A 15290-nucleotide genomic window follows, 5' to 3' on the forward strand; every position below is an offset into this window, starting at 1 on the left:
CCATGGCGACGCCCCATTGCGCGGCGATCCGCGATCGACGACAAGGTCGCGTTCCACAAACGGCCGGGGAGGCTCGACAAATGACCAGCAGTGCCGAACAGAAACTCGCGGAGCTCGGGATCGTGCTGCCGACGCCGGCGGCGCCGATCGCCAACTATGTCGGCTTCGTCCGCTCGGGCCGGCTCCTGTTCGTCTCCGGCCAGCTCTGCCTGGTCGACGGCAAGGCCGTCGCCACCGGCAAGCTCGGCGCCGACGTGACGATCGAGCAGGGCCGCGACGCGGCGCGCATCTGCGCCATCAACCTGCTCGCCCAGGTGAAGGCGGCGCTCGGCGATCTCGACAAGGTGGTCCGGGTGGTCCGGCTCGGCGGCTTCGTCGCCTCGGCCCCGAGCTTCCTCGACGGCCCCAAGGTGCTCAACGGCGCCTCCGACCTGATGGTCGAGGTGTTCGGCGAGAAGGGGCGGCACGCCCGCACCACGATCGGCGTCGCGGTGCTGCCCGGCGACGCGGCGGTCGAGGTCGAAGGCACCTTCGAGGTCGCCTGACCCTGAACGCCTGACGGCAGGAGCGGCGCGCCATGGGAACCCTCGCTTGGCTCACGGCGCGCCCGATCGCCCATCGCGGCCTCCACGATCCCGCAGCCGGCATCGTGGAGAACACCGCCTCGGCCTTCACGGCCGCCATCGCGGCCGGCTACGGCATCGAGACCGACCTGCAGCCGAGCCGCGACGGCGAGGCGATGGTCCACCACGACGACGCCCTCGGCCGGCTGGTCGAGGGCAAGGAGCGGGTCCGCGATCTGGACGCGGCCGCCCTGAAGGCCCGCCCCTACAAAGCCACCGCCGACCGGATGCTGACGCTCGGCGAGCTCTTGGACCTCGTCGGCGGCCGCGTGCCCCTGCTGATCGAGCTGAAGAGCCGGTTCGACGGCGACCGGACGCTGGCGCGCCGGGTCGCGGCCGTGCTGGCCGGTACCACCGCGCCGGTCGCCGTCATGTCGTTCGATCCGGCCCTGATGGCCGCCGTGCAGGACCGGGCGCCGACGCTGACGCGCGGCCTCGTCGGCGAGCGCCGCTTCGCCGGGGCCGGCCCGCTCGACCGCCGCGCCGGGATGCTCGTCGATTCGCTGCGCGCCGATCCGGCGTTCCTGGCGTGGCGCTTGCAAGATCTCGACGGCTGGCCGCCCCGGCTGGCCCGGCTCTTCGGCCGTCCCCTGCTCTCCTGGACGATCCGCTCCGCCGCCCAGCGCGACGAGGCCCTGCGGGCCGGTGCCGATCAGGTGATCTTCGAGGGGTTTCGGGCGTAGACTGAGAGGATCGCTCCATCGGGAGATCGCCCCCTGACCTCCACCCCGGCTACCCCCGCCCCTCCGGACCGCCCGGCCATCCCGGCCGGCCTGCGCATCAACGTCGTCTCGTCGATCACCGAGATCCCCGCCGCGGTGTGGGACGCCTGCGCCAACCCGGTCCCGACCGGCCCGTCGGCGAGCGCCGGCGCATCGTTCGCCGCGGCTTCGGGCGCGACTTCGGGCGCGACTTCGGATACCGCCTACAACCCCTTCGTTTCTTACGCCTTCCTGTCCGCCCTCGAGGCGTCGCGCTCGGCCGTCGCGCGGACCGGCTGGCAGCCCCGCCACCTGATCCTGGAGGACGGCACCGAGACCGTGCTGGGCGTCGTCCCCTGCTATCTCAAGTCCCATTCGCGCGGCGAGTACGTGTTCGACCACGGCTGGGCCGACGCCTACGAGCGGGCTGGCGGGCACTATTATCCGAAGCTGCAGGTTGCGGTGCCGTTCACGCCGGCGACCGGACGGCGCCTCCTCGTCGCCCCCGGCCCGCAGGCCGAGGTGGCCGAGGTGGTGCTGCTCGACGGGCTCAAGACGCTGTGCGGACGCGAGGGCCACTCCTCGGTCCACGTCACCTTCATGACCGAGGCGGAGGCGAGCCTCGCCGCCGACTACGGCTGGCTCACCCGCACCGACCAGCAGTTCCACTGGGACAATCCGGGCTACGCCACCTTCGAGGACTTTCTCGACGCGCTGGCCGCCCGCAAACGCAAGGCGATCCGGCGCGAGCGGCGCGAGGCGGTGGAGAACGGCATCGAGATCACGAGGCTCACCGGCGCCGCGATCGACGAGGAGGCGTGGGACGCATTCTTCGCCTTCTACATGGACACCGGCTCGCGCAAATGGGGCCGCTCCTATCTCACCCGCGACTTCTTCTCGCGCGTCGGAGCCAGCATGGCCGACCAGATTCTTCTGGTGATGGCGAAACGCGAGGGCCGCTACATCGCCGGCGCGCTCAACTTCATCGGCGGCGACACGCTGTTCGGCCGCCACTGGGGCGCCGTCGAGCACCACCCGTTCCTGCATTTCGAGCTGTGCTACTACCAGGCGATCGAGTTCGCCATCGAGCGCCGCATCCCCCGCGTCGAGGCCGGCGCGCAAGGCGAGCACAAGCTCGCCCGCGGCTATCTGCCCAACACCACCTGGTCGGCCCACCACATCGCCGATCCGGCGCTGCGCCGGGCGATCGCCGACTATCTGAAACGCGAGCGCGCCTATGTCGACGCCGCCGCCCGCGAACTCGCCGCAGCGAGCCCGTTCCGCCGCGACGCCTTCGACATCCGCCCGCCCGCGGAGGCCGAGATGGAGGCGGACTGACGAAGCGCCATCAGAACTGGATGCCGATCTTGCGGCCCTTCTCCCAGACGACCCGGCTCGACTTCTTCACGGCGCCGTGCAGGAAGGTGAATCGCTTCGGGATCGCCCCGTTGCCGCCGACATAGAGGCAGGCGCCGCCGGCGCTCACGTCGATCACCTGGCACTCGATCGCCGGGCTCTTCGGATCGACGAAAATCTTGCCGATGCGCGGCACGAGACCGCTCGGGCGCACCCGCACGAACCTGCGCTTGTCGTTCATGGCCGCTCCGCGTGCCTGAGAGATGCCACGATCTTCGGCAGCCGCACTTAAAGCCGCGTTAAACAATCGCGCGTCGCGCGTGGCCCGATTGCGCCTCGCCGCGGCTTGACGGGCGGGCACGCGGTTTGCCATCCATGCGGGGACCGATCGGTATCGTCGCGGACGGCCGCGATCGGCGCGGCCCCCTCCCCGACGACGGGAACGAGGCAGCGGGAATGAGGCAGCCCATGGCGAGCTACGACACCTCGAACGTGTTCGCGAAGATCCTCCGCGGGGATCTGCCCTGCCACAAGGTCTACGAGGACGACCGCGCGCTCGCGTTCCTCGACATCATGCCGCGCTGCCCCGGCCACACGCTGGTGATCCCGAAGGCGGCGGCGCGCGGCATCTACGACATCACCCCGGAGGATCTCGGCCACGTCCACCAGGTGGCGCAGCGGATCGCCAAGGCGGCGACCGCGGTGTTCAAGGCCGACGGCGTCACCATCCAGCAGTTCAACGAGCCGGCCGGCGGCCAGGTGGTGTTCCACCTGCACGTCCACGTGCTGCCGCGCCACGACGGCGTGCCGCTGAAGCCCGCCGCGACCTTCAAGGAAGAGACGGCGACGCTCGCCGACCACGCCGCCAAGCTCTCCGCCGCGCTGGCGGGGTGAGGGCAACAAAGCTAGTTCGTCATTCCGGGCCGGCGCAAAGCGCCGGACCCGGAATCCAGCCGACACCGTCTGAGTACGCCGATGGATTCCGGGTTCGCACCTTCGGTGCGCCCCGGAATGACGTCAGATGCCGATTGTCCCGCCTCAGCCCTTCAGCGCGTCGGCCAGCGCCTTGGTGTTGGCCCGCATCATGTCGATATAGGTCGGCGCCGGGCCGGTGGCGTCCGACAGCGCGTCGGAGAACAGCGTGCCGCCGACCTTGGCATCGGTCTCCTGGGCGATGCGGTCGAGCAGGCGCCGGTTGGAGGTGTTCTCGACGAACAGGGCCCGCACCTTCTCCTTCTTGATCAGCTTGATCAGGTCGGCGATCTCGCGCGCCGACGGCTCGGACTCCTCGGTCACGCCCTTGGCGCCCCGGAACTCGATGCCATAGGCGGCGCCGTAGTAGCGGAACGCCTGGTGCGCCGTGATGACCTGGCGCCGGTCCTTCGGCACCCCCTCGAACGCCGCCTTGATGTCGCGGTCGAGCGCGTCGAGCTGCTTCAGGTAGGCGTCGGCGTTCGCCGCATAGGTCGCCTTGTTGGCGGGGTCGACGGCCGCCAGGCCGTCCCGGATGTTGGCGACGTAGAGCTTCACGTTGCCGACCGACTGCCAGGCGTGCGGATCGTCCTTGCCGTGGTCGTGGCCGTGACCATGGTCGTGGTCGTGCCCTTTCTCCTTCGGCTTGGCGATCGGCTTCAGGCCCTTGGCGGCGACGACGACCGGCCCGGTGTAGCCGGACGCCTTGGTCATCCGCTCGACCCAGCCCTCGAGCCCCAGCCCGTTGATCACCACGAGCTTCGCGCCGGCGAGCTTCTTCGAATCGGCCGGCGAGGGCTGGAAGGCGTGCATGTCGGCGTTCGGTCCGACCAGGAGATCGACCGCGACCAGCGGGCCGCCGACCTGCTTCACCAGGTCGCCGAGGATCGAGAAGCTCGCCACCACTTTTACGGGCGCGGCGGCGCCTCCCGGGGCCGCGCCGGCGGGCTTCTCGGCCTCGCTCGCCGCCTGGGCGAGCACCACGGTCGGGGGCATGAGCACGGCGGTCAGGGCCAGCCCGGCGGTCGCCGCCGTCAGGGTGCCGAGCAGGGTCCGCCGCGAGATCGTCACCGGGTGCCGGAGGGGCATCGAAGTCTCCTGTAATGTCTATGTAATAACGTAACACTCAGGAGACGTTCTGAGCCCGAAGCGGGCGGCTGTCAATCGGCCGCCGGGCGTGGTGAGGGGCGCGGAGGAGCTTCCGGCGGCGGCGATCGCCTGCGTGACAGTCGTGCTTCGGCGCAGCCGAGATCGAGCCCGTCCGCAGGAGCCGGCTCGAGCCGGCGCGACGTCGGGAGCCGCCCGCGCCCGTCGAGCCGGCCGCCATGCGGCCTCCTCGGGGTGCGGCCGGATCGAAGCTGTTCGACCGCGCGTCGCCTCAGTGAGTCCAGAGGCCGCGGCGCGAATAGGCGAAATTGTCCGAATAGGCGATGGTGCGGCGGCTCGGCGACTTCGGCTCGAGCACCTGGTAGGCGACGCCGTGCTGCTCGCAGAAGGCGATCGCCTCCTCCTTGGTCTCGAACTGCATGCGGACCTGCTGGCGGGTGTCGCCCGAGCTGGTCCAGCCCATCAGGGGCTCGACCCGGCGCGGCTCGTCGGGCTCGTAGTCGAGCACCCAGTGCTTGGTCTTGGCGGTGCCGGACTGCATCGCGTTCCGGGCGGGCTTGTAGATGCGTGCGATCATGAAGGCCTCGGCGACGATCCCGCGTGTTCGGTCCGCCCCCGCTGAGGCAGCCGGCAACGCCGGCGCAGCGCACGGAGGGACCGCAAAAGTCCTACGCGACCCGCGAAGAAACGCAAGCCGGTCGGGCGACGCGGCACCGGCCCCTCCGGCGTCGGCTCCCGTGTCAGCCGAAAGAGTGGTCGGGGCAGCAGGATTCGAACCTGCGACCTGGAGTACCCAAAACTCCCGCGCTACCAGGCTGCGCTATACCCCGAAGCCGTGAAGTCGATCGTGCAGTACCGGGCGGGGCATGCCGGGTCAAGGCGGCGGCCGCCCAGGAGCGCAGGCGGCACCTCTCCCGCGGGACACCCACGTCAGCCCGCAGAGCAATGGGTTCGTTTTGCCGAGATGCAACTTCTATATAATATAAAACGCCAACGCTATCTTAACGTGATTTATGTGGGTCCCGCGAATTCGTCTCGCTCGAACCGGCGAATTCGGCAGCCGCCGCGTCCCATTCGAGCTGATCGCAATCGCTGAGCGGATGCCCGAACAGCGGCCGCGAATTCCCAAGGGTGTTCATGGAAAGGACGTGCGGGTAGCATTCCATTGACCGAATTCATTCTATGGTACCAATGTTATGTCCGCTGTTCACGCGGATCGACACGCGGAGACGTCACGATGATCGCACGATCCCTGTTCGGGTCCCTTGTCCTGTCCATCGCGATCAGCGGTGGAGTGGCGCAGGCGATGCCGCTCGCCCCCTCCCCGGTCCCGGAACAGACGCTCGTCGCGCCGGCGTCGTTCTGGGCCAAGCCCTACCCTTACGGCTATCGGTGGCGGAAGACGCCCTGCGTTCGCACCGTTCCGAGTTGCACCGAGGCGGTCGTCGCCGTTCCGGCCTGCGAGGTGCGCTGGAAGCGGGTGGTCGTCTGCCGCTGACCCGATCCTGATGGCGGATATGCCCCGGCGCTCTTGCGGAACGATGCCGTGCGACGAACGTGGTGAGACGAAATCGGACAGAGGCCCGATCCGGGAGAGGCACGAATCAGGCGGAGGCACGGAGCGGAGAGGCGCGCGGCCGGTCACTCGGCCGCGGACGTGCCGCTAAGACCGGCCGCTGCAGAGTCGTCCCCGTCCACCGCGATGGTCCGTACCACCTCGTCGATCCGGCGCGTGCGTTCGGCCGCTTCGAGGGCCGCGACGACGGCGTCGCGAACATGCCAGCGTTTCGCGCCCCCCTTCAGCGCGTCGTCGATATAGGCCGCATAGGCCTTCACGGCGGACTCGATCTCGGCGTCGCTCGGCATGAGTCTCTCACATATTGATAATGTTATATTCAATCAAGTCACATTTGGCGTGTAAAGCGAGGCCGACCGATCGATGCGCGTCGGGAAAGCCGTCTCGCGAACCCCGACGCGTCGGGGTGGCCCGACCGAACCGCGACGAATTTTGACGCGCCATATCGCGGTGGGCCGGGAACCATCGGACCGGCGCCGCGTCGAGTCCTGAGCGCAGTTCTGGCCGAACAGCGCCCACCCCTGGGCCTGGATCACGGAGAGGATTTCCCCATGCGATTTCTCACCGTCGGTCTGTCGAGCGTGGTCGCATTTGTCATGACGTTCGCGGATGGGAGCGCTCGCGCCCAAGGCGTGAACGAGCGGATGATCACCGGCGCCCCGCCGCCCGGTTCGACGACCATCATCGTGCCCGGCCCGGAACCGCGCCGGCCGACCGCCGTGCCGACCGGCCCGCCGCCTCAAGTCTACGCGCCGCTCGGGACCTACCCGCCCCCGCCCTACGACTATGGGCAACGACGAGCACGTCCGAAGATCATCGACCGGCGACGGTGAAGGCGGAACGACTTCCCTCGCAACCCTGTAGCCCCGCCTCGGCCGAAGGAACCGCCAGCGTGAGGCCGATCGGAGCGTCTGCCGCGAAGCGGTGGCCGCCGGGCGCACGCGCCGACCGGCACACGCGACCACAGACTCAGGCGCTTCGCCTCTCCGCCGTGACGGGTGCGACATCCGCTGCAGCGACGTCGGTCGCGACGACCGCGCCTGCCGGTGCCCCCGTGTCTCCGGTTCCCCCACGGTCGGGAACGCCCGTGGCCGCGGTGGGCGCCACCATCAGACGACGCACGGCCTGGAGGTCGTCGACGCAGGCCGCGATCTGGCGCCCGGCCCAGTGCCTGACCGCCTCGTCGAGCCAGCGCTCGGTCAGCAGGAGATCGAGCTTGGCGCGCGTCCGACCGTCATGGCAGCGCCGCCGATCGAGGGGCCGCTCCGCCGCGAACTCCCGCGCCGCGGAGGCGCCGCAGTCGAGGAGCGCGCCGAGCTCCTCGTAGGTCAACCAGATCTGGGGCACGGGCACCTCCGCGTAACGTTCGCGAAGATGTGCCACGACACCGGTTCAAAAACGGTTACGTATTTCAGAATCGGTTACATATGTGGCGCCCGCCACGCCGCGCTAACCTTCGTTTCGCAACCGGCTGGCTCGCCTTCGGCGGTCGTGCTCTTATGTGCGACCGCGCGGCACGGCCTTGCTGGTATCGCCCGATTGGCACGTTCTGCGTCGCATCGAGGGTGAGATCTGCGCTCGTAAGGCTGTATCACATCGAACGTCCGCGGCCCTTTGTGACACAACACGAAGTTATGATCGTGTTTTGCCACGACACGCAAATGGTGGTATGAAACGGCTGGTAGAATTTTGTTAACCACGCGTACATTCCGCTTCGTCGCGTCCCTCGCCGGAGTTTACGGTGCGGTGCGGCGACGGTTGGTTTCACGATGAGCAAACTGATTCCGATCGTCGGATTATGTCTGCTCCTCCTCGCCGGCTCGCCGGCCTGGGCTGAACGACGCGTTGCCTTGGTGATCGGCAATTCCCGCTACCAGCATGCCAGCGCTCTCGACAATCCGCAGCGTGACGCCACCGCAATGGCGGCGATGTTCAAGGCCGCCAAGTTCGACGTGGTGATCCAGCAGTTTTCGCGATCGATCACGGGAAAATCAGACGCATCCACCGGCTCGCGGCACCGGCGCCGCCGTCGCCATGCCGGTCGCCGATACCGAGGCCATGCAGGTCCACCTCGACGAGATCGCCCGCACCGTCGTCAAAGGAGCCCACGCCGTCCTGTTGCTCGACCGCGCCGGCTGGCACACCACGCCCGCGCTGAAGGTGCCGGAGAACATCGCCTTGCTGTTCCTGCCGTCGCGCTCGACGGCCCCATCACTCCCGCTCGCTATCCCGGGTTCGAGCACGCCATGGCCCGTCCTGCAGAGGCTGGAGCTGTTCGGTCAGCAATGCCGCCGTCCCAGACGATCAGCTATACCAAATCGGCACGCTCGGCCGGGACAAAGGCCGCCCCGCAGGACGAACGACCCGCTTCACCGAGGCCTGTGCGAACCGGCGGCGATTGCCCTCAGGAGTGAGCGACAACTCACGAGCAGCGCAGCTGGGCGCTCCCGGGACACAGCTTGAATGTCTTCGCCACATAGAAGAACAGGCGGGGATCGGGCCGCGGCTCGACGGTGACGCGATATTCGATCGGCACGGCAGCCTCGACACCGACCTGAAGGTCTTGCGGCAAGTAGAGTCGCGCACCGGCGCCGGCGAGCGTCAGCGACAGCGGCGCCCCGTCGATGCTGTGGAAATTCCACACCATCGAGCCATCCAGAAACCCGTAGAGCTGATAGCCCTTGAGGATCTCGCTCGACAGCGTCTGGTCGAACCGGAGTTCCGCCGCGGCCTCGAAGCCGTTGTCGCCCGACAGCTCGACGCCGAAATAGCCGCGTCCGAACATGCTGCCGAGATAGAGTTCCTGGACGGCGAGCAGCCCCGTCGAGGCCCATTGGCCGAACGCCGAGAGCTTCACGGACCAGACGTCCGACAACGGCTGGTATCGTGTGTAGGCGAGCTCGAGCTTGGTGAACTCGCCCGCGCCGTCATCGCGCGACAACAGGGTGTCGCCCCGACGCGAGGCACCCCACAGATCGATACCTTGCCGGACCGTGAAGGTCAGGTAGTTCCAGCCGTTCAGCGCATCGTGCTGCTGATAGTCCACGGTGAGCCCGACGGTGCGGAGATGGTCACGGTAACTGATGTCGTAGGCCGTACCCTCGAATGCCTCCTGGATGGTACCGATTCCGGTGAGCCACAAGGACGCCTCTCGGGTCCGCAGGGGAACCACACTGCCTCTCAGCTCGAAGGTCTCGGCCCAGGACCGCGTATCCAGGACACTGCGTTCGTCGCCGGGCCGGATCGCGCCGTAGGATCCGCTCGCCGTGATGCGAGCGCCGGCGTCGCCGACCGGTGCCGTGTAGTAGAGGCGGCCGAAGGCGAGCTCGCGGATATCGTCCGGCGTGCTGGACACGTTCACGCCCAGCGTGTCGCCGCCGATCATGGCGGAGTTCAGGTTCGCATTGAGATAGGATTGCAGCGGGCCGACGGCCGGGGTCCCCCGGTTGTCCATGTCGAGTGCGGTGAAGATCCGCCAGGTCTCCGCCCAGACGGTCAAGCGGAACCGCCCCGTGCCGGCCCCGATCTCGTCGATCGCCGTGTCGGCGATGCGCACGCCCGGAATGTCATTGGCGAGAAGAAGCTGGCGTTCCAGCGTATCGCGGCGCGACGGATCCTCGCTGGTGACGACGGCGAGCAGCGGCCTGATGCCGAACTGCTCGGCCCGTGGGCCTTTCAGCACCACCTCGGTGATACAGCCTTCGATCACCTTGATCAGGATGCGATTGCCGACCACGTCCTGCGGCGGCACGATGGCGCGACTGAGATGGTAACCACGGTCGCGATAGAGCGCCGTGATGCGTTCGGTGATCTGGACAAGATCGGCCTGCGAGACCCGCCGGCCGATAAACGGCTGGTAAGTCGCGGCGATCAGATCGGCCGGGACATGTTTGGCCCCCTCGATGACGATCCCGGACAGGGTCGTAAAGGGTCGCGTATCGGCTTTTGCCGGGCCCATGGTCTGCCCGGGCACGGCCGGCGCACGTGCGGCGCGGCGTTGATCCGTCTGGAACGTCTCGAACCAGCGGTGCGTCCGGGCGAGATCCGACTGCTGGGCCGCAACCGGGCTGATGATCGCGCAAACGAGCGCACCCCCCAACACGGCAGCCGCGCCCGAAACGCGACGTCGGCGCTCGCGGGACGTGCCGAATGTCTGCTTGCGTACATAGTGGCACATACCCGAGAGCATAAACTTACTATGGTTAATGTTCACCTAAACAAAGGCGGTCTAGACGCCTTGATCGATCGCGAAATGTTAAATTCTATCAGGTATATATACCGACTCCAGCCGGAGCTAGCCCGGTTCGGCGATATGGGTGGAGTAGGCATAATGCGCGGTCCGGGTCAGTTGCGCGTTAAAAGCATTGTCTTCGCCTCGATCGTCACGCTGCTTTCCCTGTCCGGCGCCCGAGCCGAACCGCCGACCGCGAACTGGATGATCGGCAAGGCGTCCGGAGAGGTGTGGGTGACGAGCACGGCGGCGCAACCGGCGTCGCTCGGCGACACCTCGGTCCTGAAGCCGGGCGAGACCATCCGCACCGGCCGGAACGGTCGCGTGCTGCTCGTGCGGGGCGGCGACACGATCCTGATCGCGCCGAACTCGTCGGTGATCATTCCGGGCCAGCAGAAGGACGAGACCACCACCACCATCCTCCAGCAGGCAGGCTCGATCCTGCTCGAGGTCGACCGCAAGGCCGTTCCCCATTTCGAGGTCGAGACGCCGTATCTCACCGCAGTCGTCAAGGGCACCCAGTTCCGGGTGAGCCTGAACGACGCGACGGCGAAGGTCGACGTCCTGAAGGGTGAGGTCGCGGTCGCGGACTTGCGGTCGGGCCAGCATGCCTCCGTGCTGCCGGGTCAGAGCGCGAGCGTGCCGACCCGCGGACCCGCCGGCCTGTCGTTGACGGGAGGCGGCGTGCTCGGCCCGGTACTGAACGGCCCCGGGCGGATGCCGTCCATCGACAGCATCTCGGTGCCACGTCGCGGTCTGACCGCCCCACGCGCCGCTCCGGCCGGACAGCACGTGCACGTGCTCCGCAGCGCGGCACTGAGGACCGACGGTGCCAAGACGGGCCCGCAGCATGCGCAACGGGCCCAGGGCGTGCTGCGTATCCGGGCGCCGCTCGGCGAGGTCAGGCTCAATGTCCAACGCGCCACGGGCGGTCTGGCACGTTCGAGCGGCGGTCCTGGTCAGGCCCGCACTGCCGGAGCAAAGACCTACTGGACCTCGGGACAGGTCGTGCCCGGGAACGGCATCGGCAAGACCTATGACACCGGCAACACCGGCAGTGGAAACGCCGCCGTCGCGGTCATCGGGAGCACGAACGCCGGCACGGTCCGAAGCGTCGCCGCCGGTGGTCCGGGCCTCGGCGGCGGGAATGGCAACGCATACGCCTACGGTCGTTACAACGGAAACGGCTCCGGTAGCGGGAACAACGGCGCCGGTAACGGAAACGGCGGAGGTAACGGCAACGCCTACGCTTATGGTCGTTACAGCGGAAACAACGGCGCGGGCAACAGGAACAACGTCGCCGGTAACGGAAATGGCGGCAATGGCAACGCATTCGCCTACGGTCACAACGGGAACACCGGCAACGGCCGCGGCCGGAACTGATCCCAAATCATGAACGAGCTCTGACGTGCGTCGTCCCGACCTGCGACCCATTGGAACTCACCTGCTCGCGCTCGCCACAGTGGTCTTTCTGGTGGCCGTCGGCGGCGATCGCGTGGTCCGGGACGCGATCGTGGACACTCGGTTCGAGCTGCTGTCGCGACCGGCGAGCGGCGACGTGGTCGTGGTGGCGATCGACTCGCCATCGATCAACCGGCTTGGTGTCTGGCCGTGGCCTCGAACCGTGCACGCGGACCTGTTGGAAAAGCTCGACCGGGCGGGCGCTGCCGGGGTCGCCTTCGATGTCGATTTCAGCTCGCTCTCGAAGCCCACCGACGACCACGCCTTCGAGAAGGCCTTGCGCGCCGTCGGCGGCTCGACGATCCTGCCGAGCTTCAAGCAGATGGTGAGGACCGACGGCAACAAGCTCTACGTGGATCGTCCACTCGCGCAGTTCGGTCAATGGTCGTGGGCGGCGAGCGTCAACATCGAAGCCGATGTCGATGGGGTATTGCGCCGCTACCGTCGGGGCGATGTGATCGACGGCGCCTTCATGCCGTCCCTGGCGACGCTGCTCGGCGGCGGGCAGATGACGCGAGGCTCTTTCCTGATCGACTTTGGCATCTCCCGCGGTTCGGTGCCGACACTCTCTTATCACGACGTGCTCGACGGCGGCGATACGCTATTGGCGTCCCTCAAGGACAAGAAAGTCATCGTCGGGGCGACGGCGGTCGAGCTGGGCGACCGCATCCAGGTTCCCAACGGGCAAATCATTCCCGGTGCGCTTCTGCAGGCGCTCGCGACCGAGTCGGTTCTCCAGGGGCGGACACTTCAGGCGACCGCGCCGGCGATCGGGATCGCCGGGGCGGTCGCGATCGCCATTCTCATGGCCGCGCTATGGCGCAAACGTTCGGGCGCGTGGCGCGTCGCCCTGCTGGTCGCGATCTCCTTCCTGGCGGAAATCGGAGCCGTTCTGCTGCAGGCGAAAACACCGGTGGTCGCGGACACCTCGCTCCTGCACTTCACCGTGCTCGCCTACATCGTCGTCGCGGCGCTCGACGAGCTCGATCTGAGACGGCGGTTGCAGGCTGCAGCCGACCGCCGTTTTCAGCAGGTGGCGATGGCACTCGGGGACGGTCTCGTCTTCTACGACAGGCGCGGCATGATCACGTTCTGGAATCCGGGAGCCGAAGCGATCTTCGCGTACCGCGCAACCGACATGGTGGGGAGGCCGTTCGCCACGATCCTGGTGGATGACCCGAGTCGTCAGGCGCCGCGTCAGGCCATGCGGCCGGCGCTGTCAGAGTTGCTTGAACGGTCGGGAAGCAAAACCCTCGAGCTGGAAGGGCGCCGCAGCGACGGCACGGTGTTCCCGCTCGATGCCTGCATCTCCACTTGGACCGACGCCGACGGTCCGCAGTTCGCCGCCATTCTACGCGACGTGTCCGAGCGGAAGCGCCGGACGGAGCGCATCCTCTATCTCGCAAGACACGACACGCTCACCGGTCTACCCAACCGTAACGCCTTGTACGAAGAGCTGAAGCAGGCGATCCGAGGGGCGCCGTCGCACAAGCGCGAGATCGCGCTCCTGATGCTGGACCTCGACCGCTTCAAGGACGTCAACGACACGCTGGGTCACCGGTACGGTGACGAACTCCTCGTCCAGGTCGCAGCTCGGCTCAGGGAGATCGTCGAACCCGACGGCTTCGTGGCACGCATGAGCGGCGACGAGTTCACCATCGTGTTGATCGGCGCAGACCTTGCCGAAGACGCCGAGCAGCTCTCCAAACGAATTCTCACGAGTTTCAAAACGTGGCCGTTTTTGCTCGCCGGGGAGAGCATTCGGATCGAAACCAGCATCGGCATGTCGATCTATCCGCGCGACTGCGACGATCAGGACGAACTCTTGGCGAACGCCGACCTCGCCATGTACAAGGCGAAATCCTCCGGCCACAACAAGCACGCCGTCTTCGATCCGAGCCTGAAAATGGACCTCGAAAGCCGCCGCCTGCTTCTTGCGGAGCTCGACCGCGCACTGGTCCAAGGCGAGTTCGAGCTGTTCTATCAGCCGCAGGTTCGCCTCGCCGACGGCTTGCTGATCGGCGCCGAGGCGCTCATCCGTTGGCGGCATCCGGTTCGCGGTATCATTTCGCCGGGCGTCTTCATGCCGACCGTCAACACCAACGTGATCGGCGAAAAGGTCGCAGCCTGGGTTCTGACGACCGCCTGCCGGCAAGGCCGGATCTGGGAAGAGCGGGGACAGAAGCTCAAGATCGGCGTCAACCTTTCGCCGTCGCAGTTCAAGACCGGCGACCTCGCAGCGACGGTGATGGTCGCCCTCGCCGAATCGGGCCTGTCGCCGGAACACCTCGAGCTCGAAGTCACCGAGAACATCCTGCTCGACGACGACGTTCGCACCATCGAAACCTTCCAGCGCCTTCGCAATCTCGGCGTCGGTATCGCGTTCGACGATTTCGGCACCGGCTACGCCAGCCTCAGCTACCTGAAAAAGTTCCCTCTGACCCGGCTGAAGATCGATCAGTCCTTCGTGCGCGCGCTGGCGCCCGGCACCGTGGACGCAGGCATCGTCGAGTATACGATTCGGCTCAGCCGACTGATGCAACTCGACGTCATCGCGGAAGGCATCGAGACGCAAGCGACGGCGGACCTGCTCCACGCGATGGGTTGCGAGAACGGCCAGGGCTATCTCTATGGCCGCCCCCTTTCGGTGCCGGAGTTCGAGCATGCGTTTCTGGCCGTGGCGAAATGCGGACGCCGCAAAACCGGCAATGGTTCGCTTGTCCCTGATGCGGCCTGAATCGTCCTTTCCGTTCTCCACTCGTCACGCTCACAAACATCTTTGTCGGCTCTGGATTATCGAGTGGCGACATCCGTCTGCTCGGTGCGGGCGAGGGACCGGCGGCACCACCGCGCATTACGTTCCCCGAATGCGGGTTCGTCCAAAGCGACCACGAAGCCGGCAGGGTCCGTCGAACAGGCGATGACCGGTTGGTGGCGCGCGTGGCTCCGGCACGTGTTCCGGCCGCCGGAAACGACGAGGAGGAGCTCATGATGCATCGGTTTATCGAGCCTTCGTCATATATTTCATGCCAATGGGACGAGCATCTGCGCCTGCGATTGGACGGAACATTCTCCGATAGTCCGCGGGCGTGAGGCCGGTGCACCACGTGAACAGCCGGTGAAAGAACACCGAGTTCCGCGCCGCGCCATACCTTCCATCCCGGACGCATCCACAACGTCCGATTACGACTTCATTTGATTCTGCTCGACCGGCGTAAGATAGTGTCGTCATTATCGAGAAAGCGATTCGATCGGGAACGGGA

General features: G+C 67.1%; 14 protein-coding genes, 1 tRNA gene and 2 pseudogenes. 10 read left to right on the plus strand and 7 right to left on the minus strand.

Annotation, left to right across the window (positions count from 1 at the left end; genetic code table 11):
* Positions 1-80 precede the first annotated feature (80 nt).
* The 3 genes from ABTU92_RS03590 to ABTU92_RS03600 all read left to right on the plus strand — a co-directional run bounded on the left by ABTU92_RS03590 (position 81) and on the right by ABTU92_RS03600 (position 2662).
* A complete protein-coding gene (locus ABTU92_RS03590; protein ID WP_111355548.1) occupies positions 81-545 on the plus strand; it encodes a RidA family protein in 465 nt (154 codons plus the stop codon).
* A 32-nt stretch (positions 546-577) separates the two neighbouring features.
* Positions 578-1306 (plus strand): glycerophosphodiester phosphodiesterase family protein, encoded by a 729-nt coding sequence (locus ABTU92_RS03595; protein ID WP_408087741.1) that lies wholly within the window; start codon positions 578-580, stop codon positions 1304-1306.
* A gap of 78 nt (positions 1307-1384) precedes the next feature.
* Positions 1385-2662 carry a GNAT family N-acetyltransferase gene (locus tag ABTU92_RS03600; RefSeq protein WP_408087792.1) on the plus strand — a complete coding sequence of 426 codons (1278 nt, stop codon included), beginning with the start codon at positions 1385-1387 and terminating at the stop codon, positions 2660-2662.
* A gap of 10 nt (positions 2663-2672) precedes the next feature.
* Here ABTU92_RS03600 and ABTU92_RS03605 read toward each other — a convergent pair whose 3' ends face one another.
* Positions 2673-2921, minus strand: coding sequence for a PilZ domain-containing protein (locus tag ABTU92_RS03605; RefSeq protein WP_408087743.1), 249 nt, complete (start codon positions 2919-2921; stop codon positions 2673-2675).
* A 227-nt stretch (positions 2922-3148) separates the two neighbouring features.
* Between ABTU92_RS03605 and ABTU92_RS03610 the strand changes: the two genes are divergently transcribed.
* Positions 3149-3574, plus strand: coding sequence for an HIT family protein (locus ABTU92_RS03610; protein ID WP_408087794.1), 426 nt, complete (start codon positions 3149-3151; stop codon positions 3572-3574).
* 144 nt (positions 3575-3718) lie between these two features.
* On the opposite strand, the gene ABTU92_RS03615 is transcribed toward ABTU92_RS03610, so the two are convergent.
* The 3 genes from ABTU92_RS03615 to ABTU92_RS03625 form a co-directional block, all read right to left on the minus strand.
* Positions 3719-4648 carry a metal ABC transporter solute-binding protein, Zn/Mn family gene (locus tag ABTU92_RS03615; protein WP_408087796.1) on the minus strand — a complete coding sequence of 310 codons (930 nt, stop codon included), beginning with the start codon at positions 4646-4648 and terminating at the stop codon, positions 3719-3721.
* A gap of 382 nt (positions 4649-5030) precedes the next feature.
* Entirely contained in the window at positions 5031-5336 is a 306-nt protein-coding gene (locus ABTU92_RS03620) for an ETC complex I subunit (RefSeq protein WP_111355543.1), read from the minus strand.
* A 176-nt stretch (positions 5337-5512) separates the two neighbouring features.
* Positions 5513-5589 (minus strand) — tRNA-Pro (locus tag ABTU92_RS03625).
* 407 nt (positions 5590-5996) lie between these two features.
* On the opposite strand from ABTU92_RS03625, the gene ABTU92_RS03630 reads away from it, so the two are divergent.
* A complete protein-coding gene (locus tag ABTU92_RS03630; RefSeq protein ID WP_408087745.1) occupies positions 5997-6257 on the plus strand; it encodes a hypothetical protein in 261 nt (86 codons plus the stop codon).
* 143 nt (positions 6258-6400) lie between these two features.
* Here the strand turns inward: ABTU92_RS03630 and ABTU92_RS03635 are convergent, their stop codons facing one another.
* The gene (locus ABTU92_RS03635; protein WP_408087747.1) at positions 6401-6625 is read right to left on the minus strand and encodes a hypothetical protein; all 225 of its coding nucleotides are present in this window, start codon (positions 6623-6625) and stop codon (positions 6401-6403) included.
* 261 nt (positions 6626-6886) lie between these two features.
* On the opposite strand from ABTU92_RS03635, the gene ABTU92_RS03640 reads away from it, so the two are divergent.
* Positions 6887-7168 carry a hypothetical protein gene (locus ABTU92_RS03640; protein WP_408087749.1) on the plus strand — a complete coding sequence of 94 codons (282 nt, stop codon included), beginning with the start codon at positions 6887-6889 and terminating at the stop codon, positions 7166-7168.
* Positions 7169-7304: 136 nt separating this feature from the next.
* Here the strand turns inward: ABTU92_RS03640 and ABTU92_RS03645 are convergent, their stop codons facing one another.
* Positions 7305-7682, minus strand: coding sequence for a hypothetical protein (locus tag ABTU92_RS03645; RefSeq protein WP_408087751.1), 378 nt, complete (start codon positions 7680-7682; stop codon positions 7305-7307).
* A gap of 422 nt (positions 7683-8104) precedes the next feature.
* On the opposite strand from ABTU92_RS03645, the pseudogene ABTU92_RS03650 reads away from it, so the two are divergent.
* A pseudogene (locus tag ABTU92_RS03650) lies at positions 8105-8287 on the plus strand (caspase family protein); the annotation flags it as partial.
* A 52-nt stretch (positions 8288-8339) separates the two neighbouring features.
* Positions 8340-8552, plus strand: a pseudogene (locus ABTU92_RS03655) (IS630 family transposase); the annotation flags it as partial.
* A 205-nt stretch (positions 8553-8757) separates the two neighbouring features.
* Here ABTU92_RS03655 and ABTU92_RS03660 read toward each other — a convergent pair.
* A complete protein-coding gene (locus ABTU92_RS03660; RefSeq protein ID WP_408087753.1) occupies positions 8758-10524 on the minus strand; it encodes a ShlB/FhaC/HecB family hemolysin secretion/activation protein in 1767 nt (588 codons plus the stop codon).
* 141 nt (positions 10525-10665) lie between these two features.
* Between ABTU92_RS03660 and ABTU92_RS03665 the strand changes: the two genes are divergently transcribed.
* A complete protein-coding gene (locus ABTU92_RS03665; protein ID WP_408087755.1) occupies positions 10666-11949 on the plus strand; it encodes a FecR domain-containing protein in 1284 nt (427 codons plus the stop codon).
* Positions 11950-11974: 25 nt separating this feature from the next.
* On the plus strand, positions 11975-14764 hold the full coding sequence (locus ABTU92_RS03670) for an EAL domain-containing protein (protein ID WP_408087757.1): 2790 nt from the start codon (positions 11975-11977) through the stop codon (positions 14762-14764).
* Positions 14765-15290 lie beyond the last annotated feature (526 nt).

The organism is Rhodoplanes sp. SY1, assembly GCF_046000175.1.
Taxonomy (GTDB): domain Bacteria; phylum Pseudomonadota; class Alphaproteobacteria; order Rhizobiales; family Xanthobacteraceae; genus Rhodoplanes.

Excerpts from the sequence above, each read along its gene's own strand:
- ABTU92_RS03665 (WP_408087755.1), top strand. The coding sequence starts at position 10,666 with ATGCGCGGTCCGGGTCAGTTGCGCGTTAAAAGCATTGTCTTCGCCTCG.
- ABTU92_RS03610 (WP_408087794.1), top strand. The coding sequence starts at position 3,149 with ATGGCGAGCTACGACACCTCGAACGTGTTCGCGAAGATCCTCCGCGGG.
- ABTU92_RS03635 (WP_408087747.1), bottom strand. The coding sequence starts at position 6,625 with ATGCCGAGCGACGCCGAGATCGAGTCCGCCGTGAAGGCCTATGCGGCC.
- ABTU92_RS03615 (WP_408087796.1), bottom strand. The coding sequence starts at position 4,648 with ATGCCCCCGACCGTGGTGCTCGCCCAGGCGGCGAGCGAGGCCGAGAAG.
- ABTU92_RS03590 (WP_111355548.1), top strand. The coding sequence starts at position 81 with ATGACCAGCAGTGCCGAACAGAAACTCGCGGAGCTCGGGATCGTGCTG.
- ABTU92_RS03640 (WP_408087749.1), top strand. The coding sequence starts at position 6,887 with ATGCGATTTCTCACCGTCGGTCTGTCGAGCGTGGTCGCATTTGTCATG.
- ABTU92_RS03620 (WP_111355543.1), bottom strand. The coding sequence starts at position 5,336 with ATGATCGCACGCATCTACAAGCCCGCCCGGAACGCGATGCAGTCCGGC.
- ABTU92_RS03605 (WP_408087743.1), bottom strand. The coding sequence starts at position 2,921 with ATGAACGACAAGCGCAGGTTCGTGCGGGTGCGCCCGAGCGGTCTCGTG.
- ABTU92_RS03660 (WP_408087753.1), bottom strand. The coding sequence starts at position 10,524 with ATGCTCTCGGGTATGTGCCACTATGTACGCAAGCAGACATTCGGCACG.
- ABTU92_RS03630 (WP_408087745.1), top strand. The coding sequence starts at position 5,997 with ATGATCGCACGATCCCTGTTCGGGTCCCTTGTCCTGTCCATCGCGATC.
- ABTU92_RS03595 (WP_408087741.1), top strand. The coding sequence starts at position 578 with ATGGGAACCCTCGCTTGGCTCACGGCGCGCCCGATCGCCCATCGCGGC.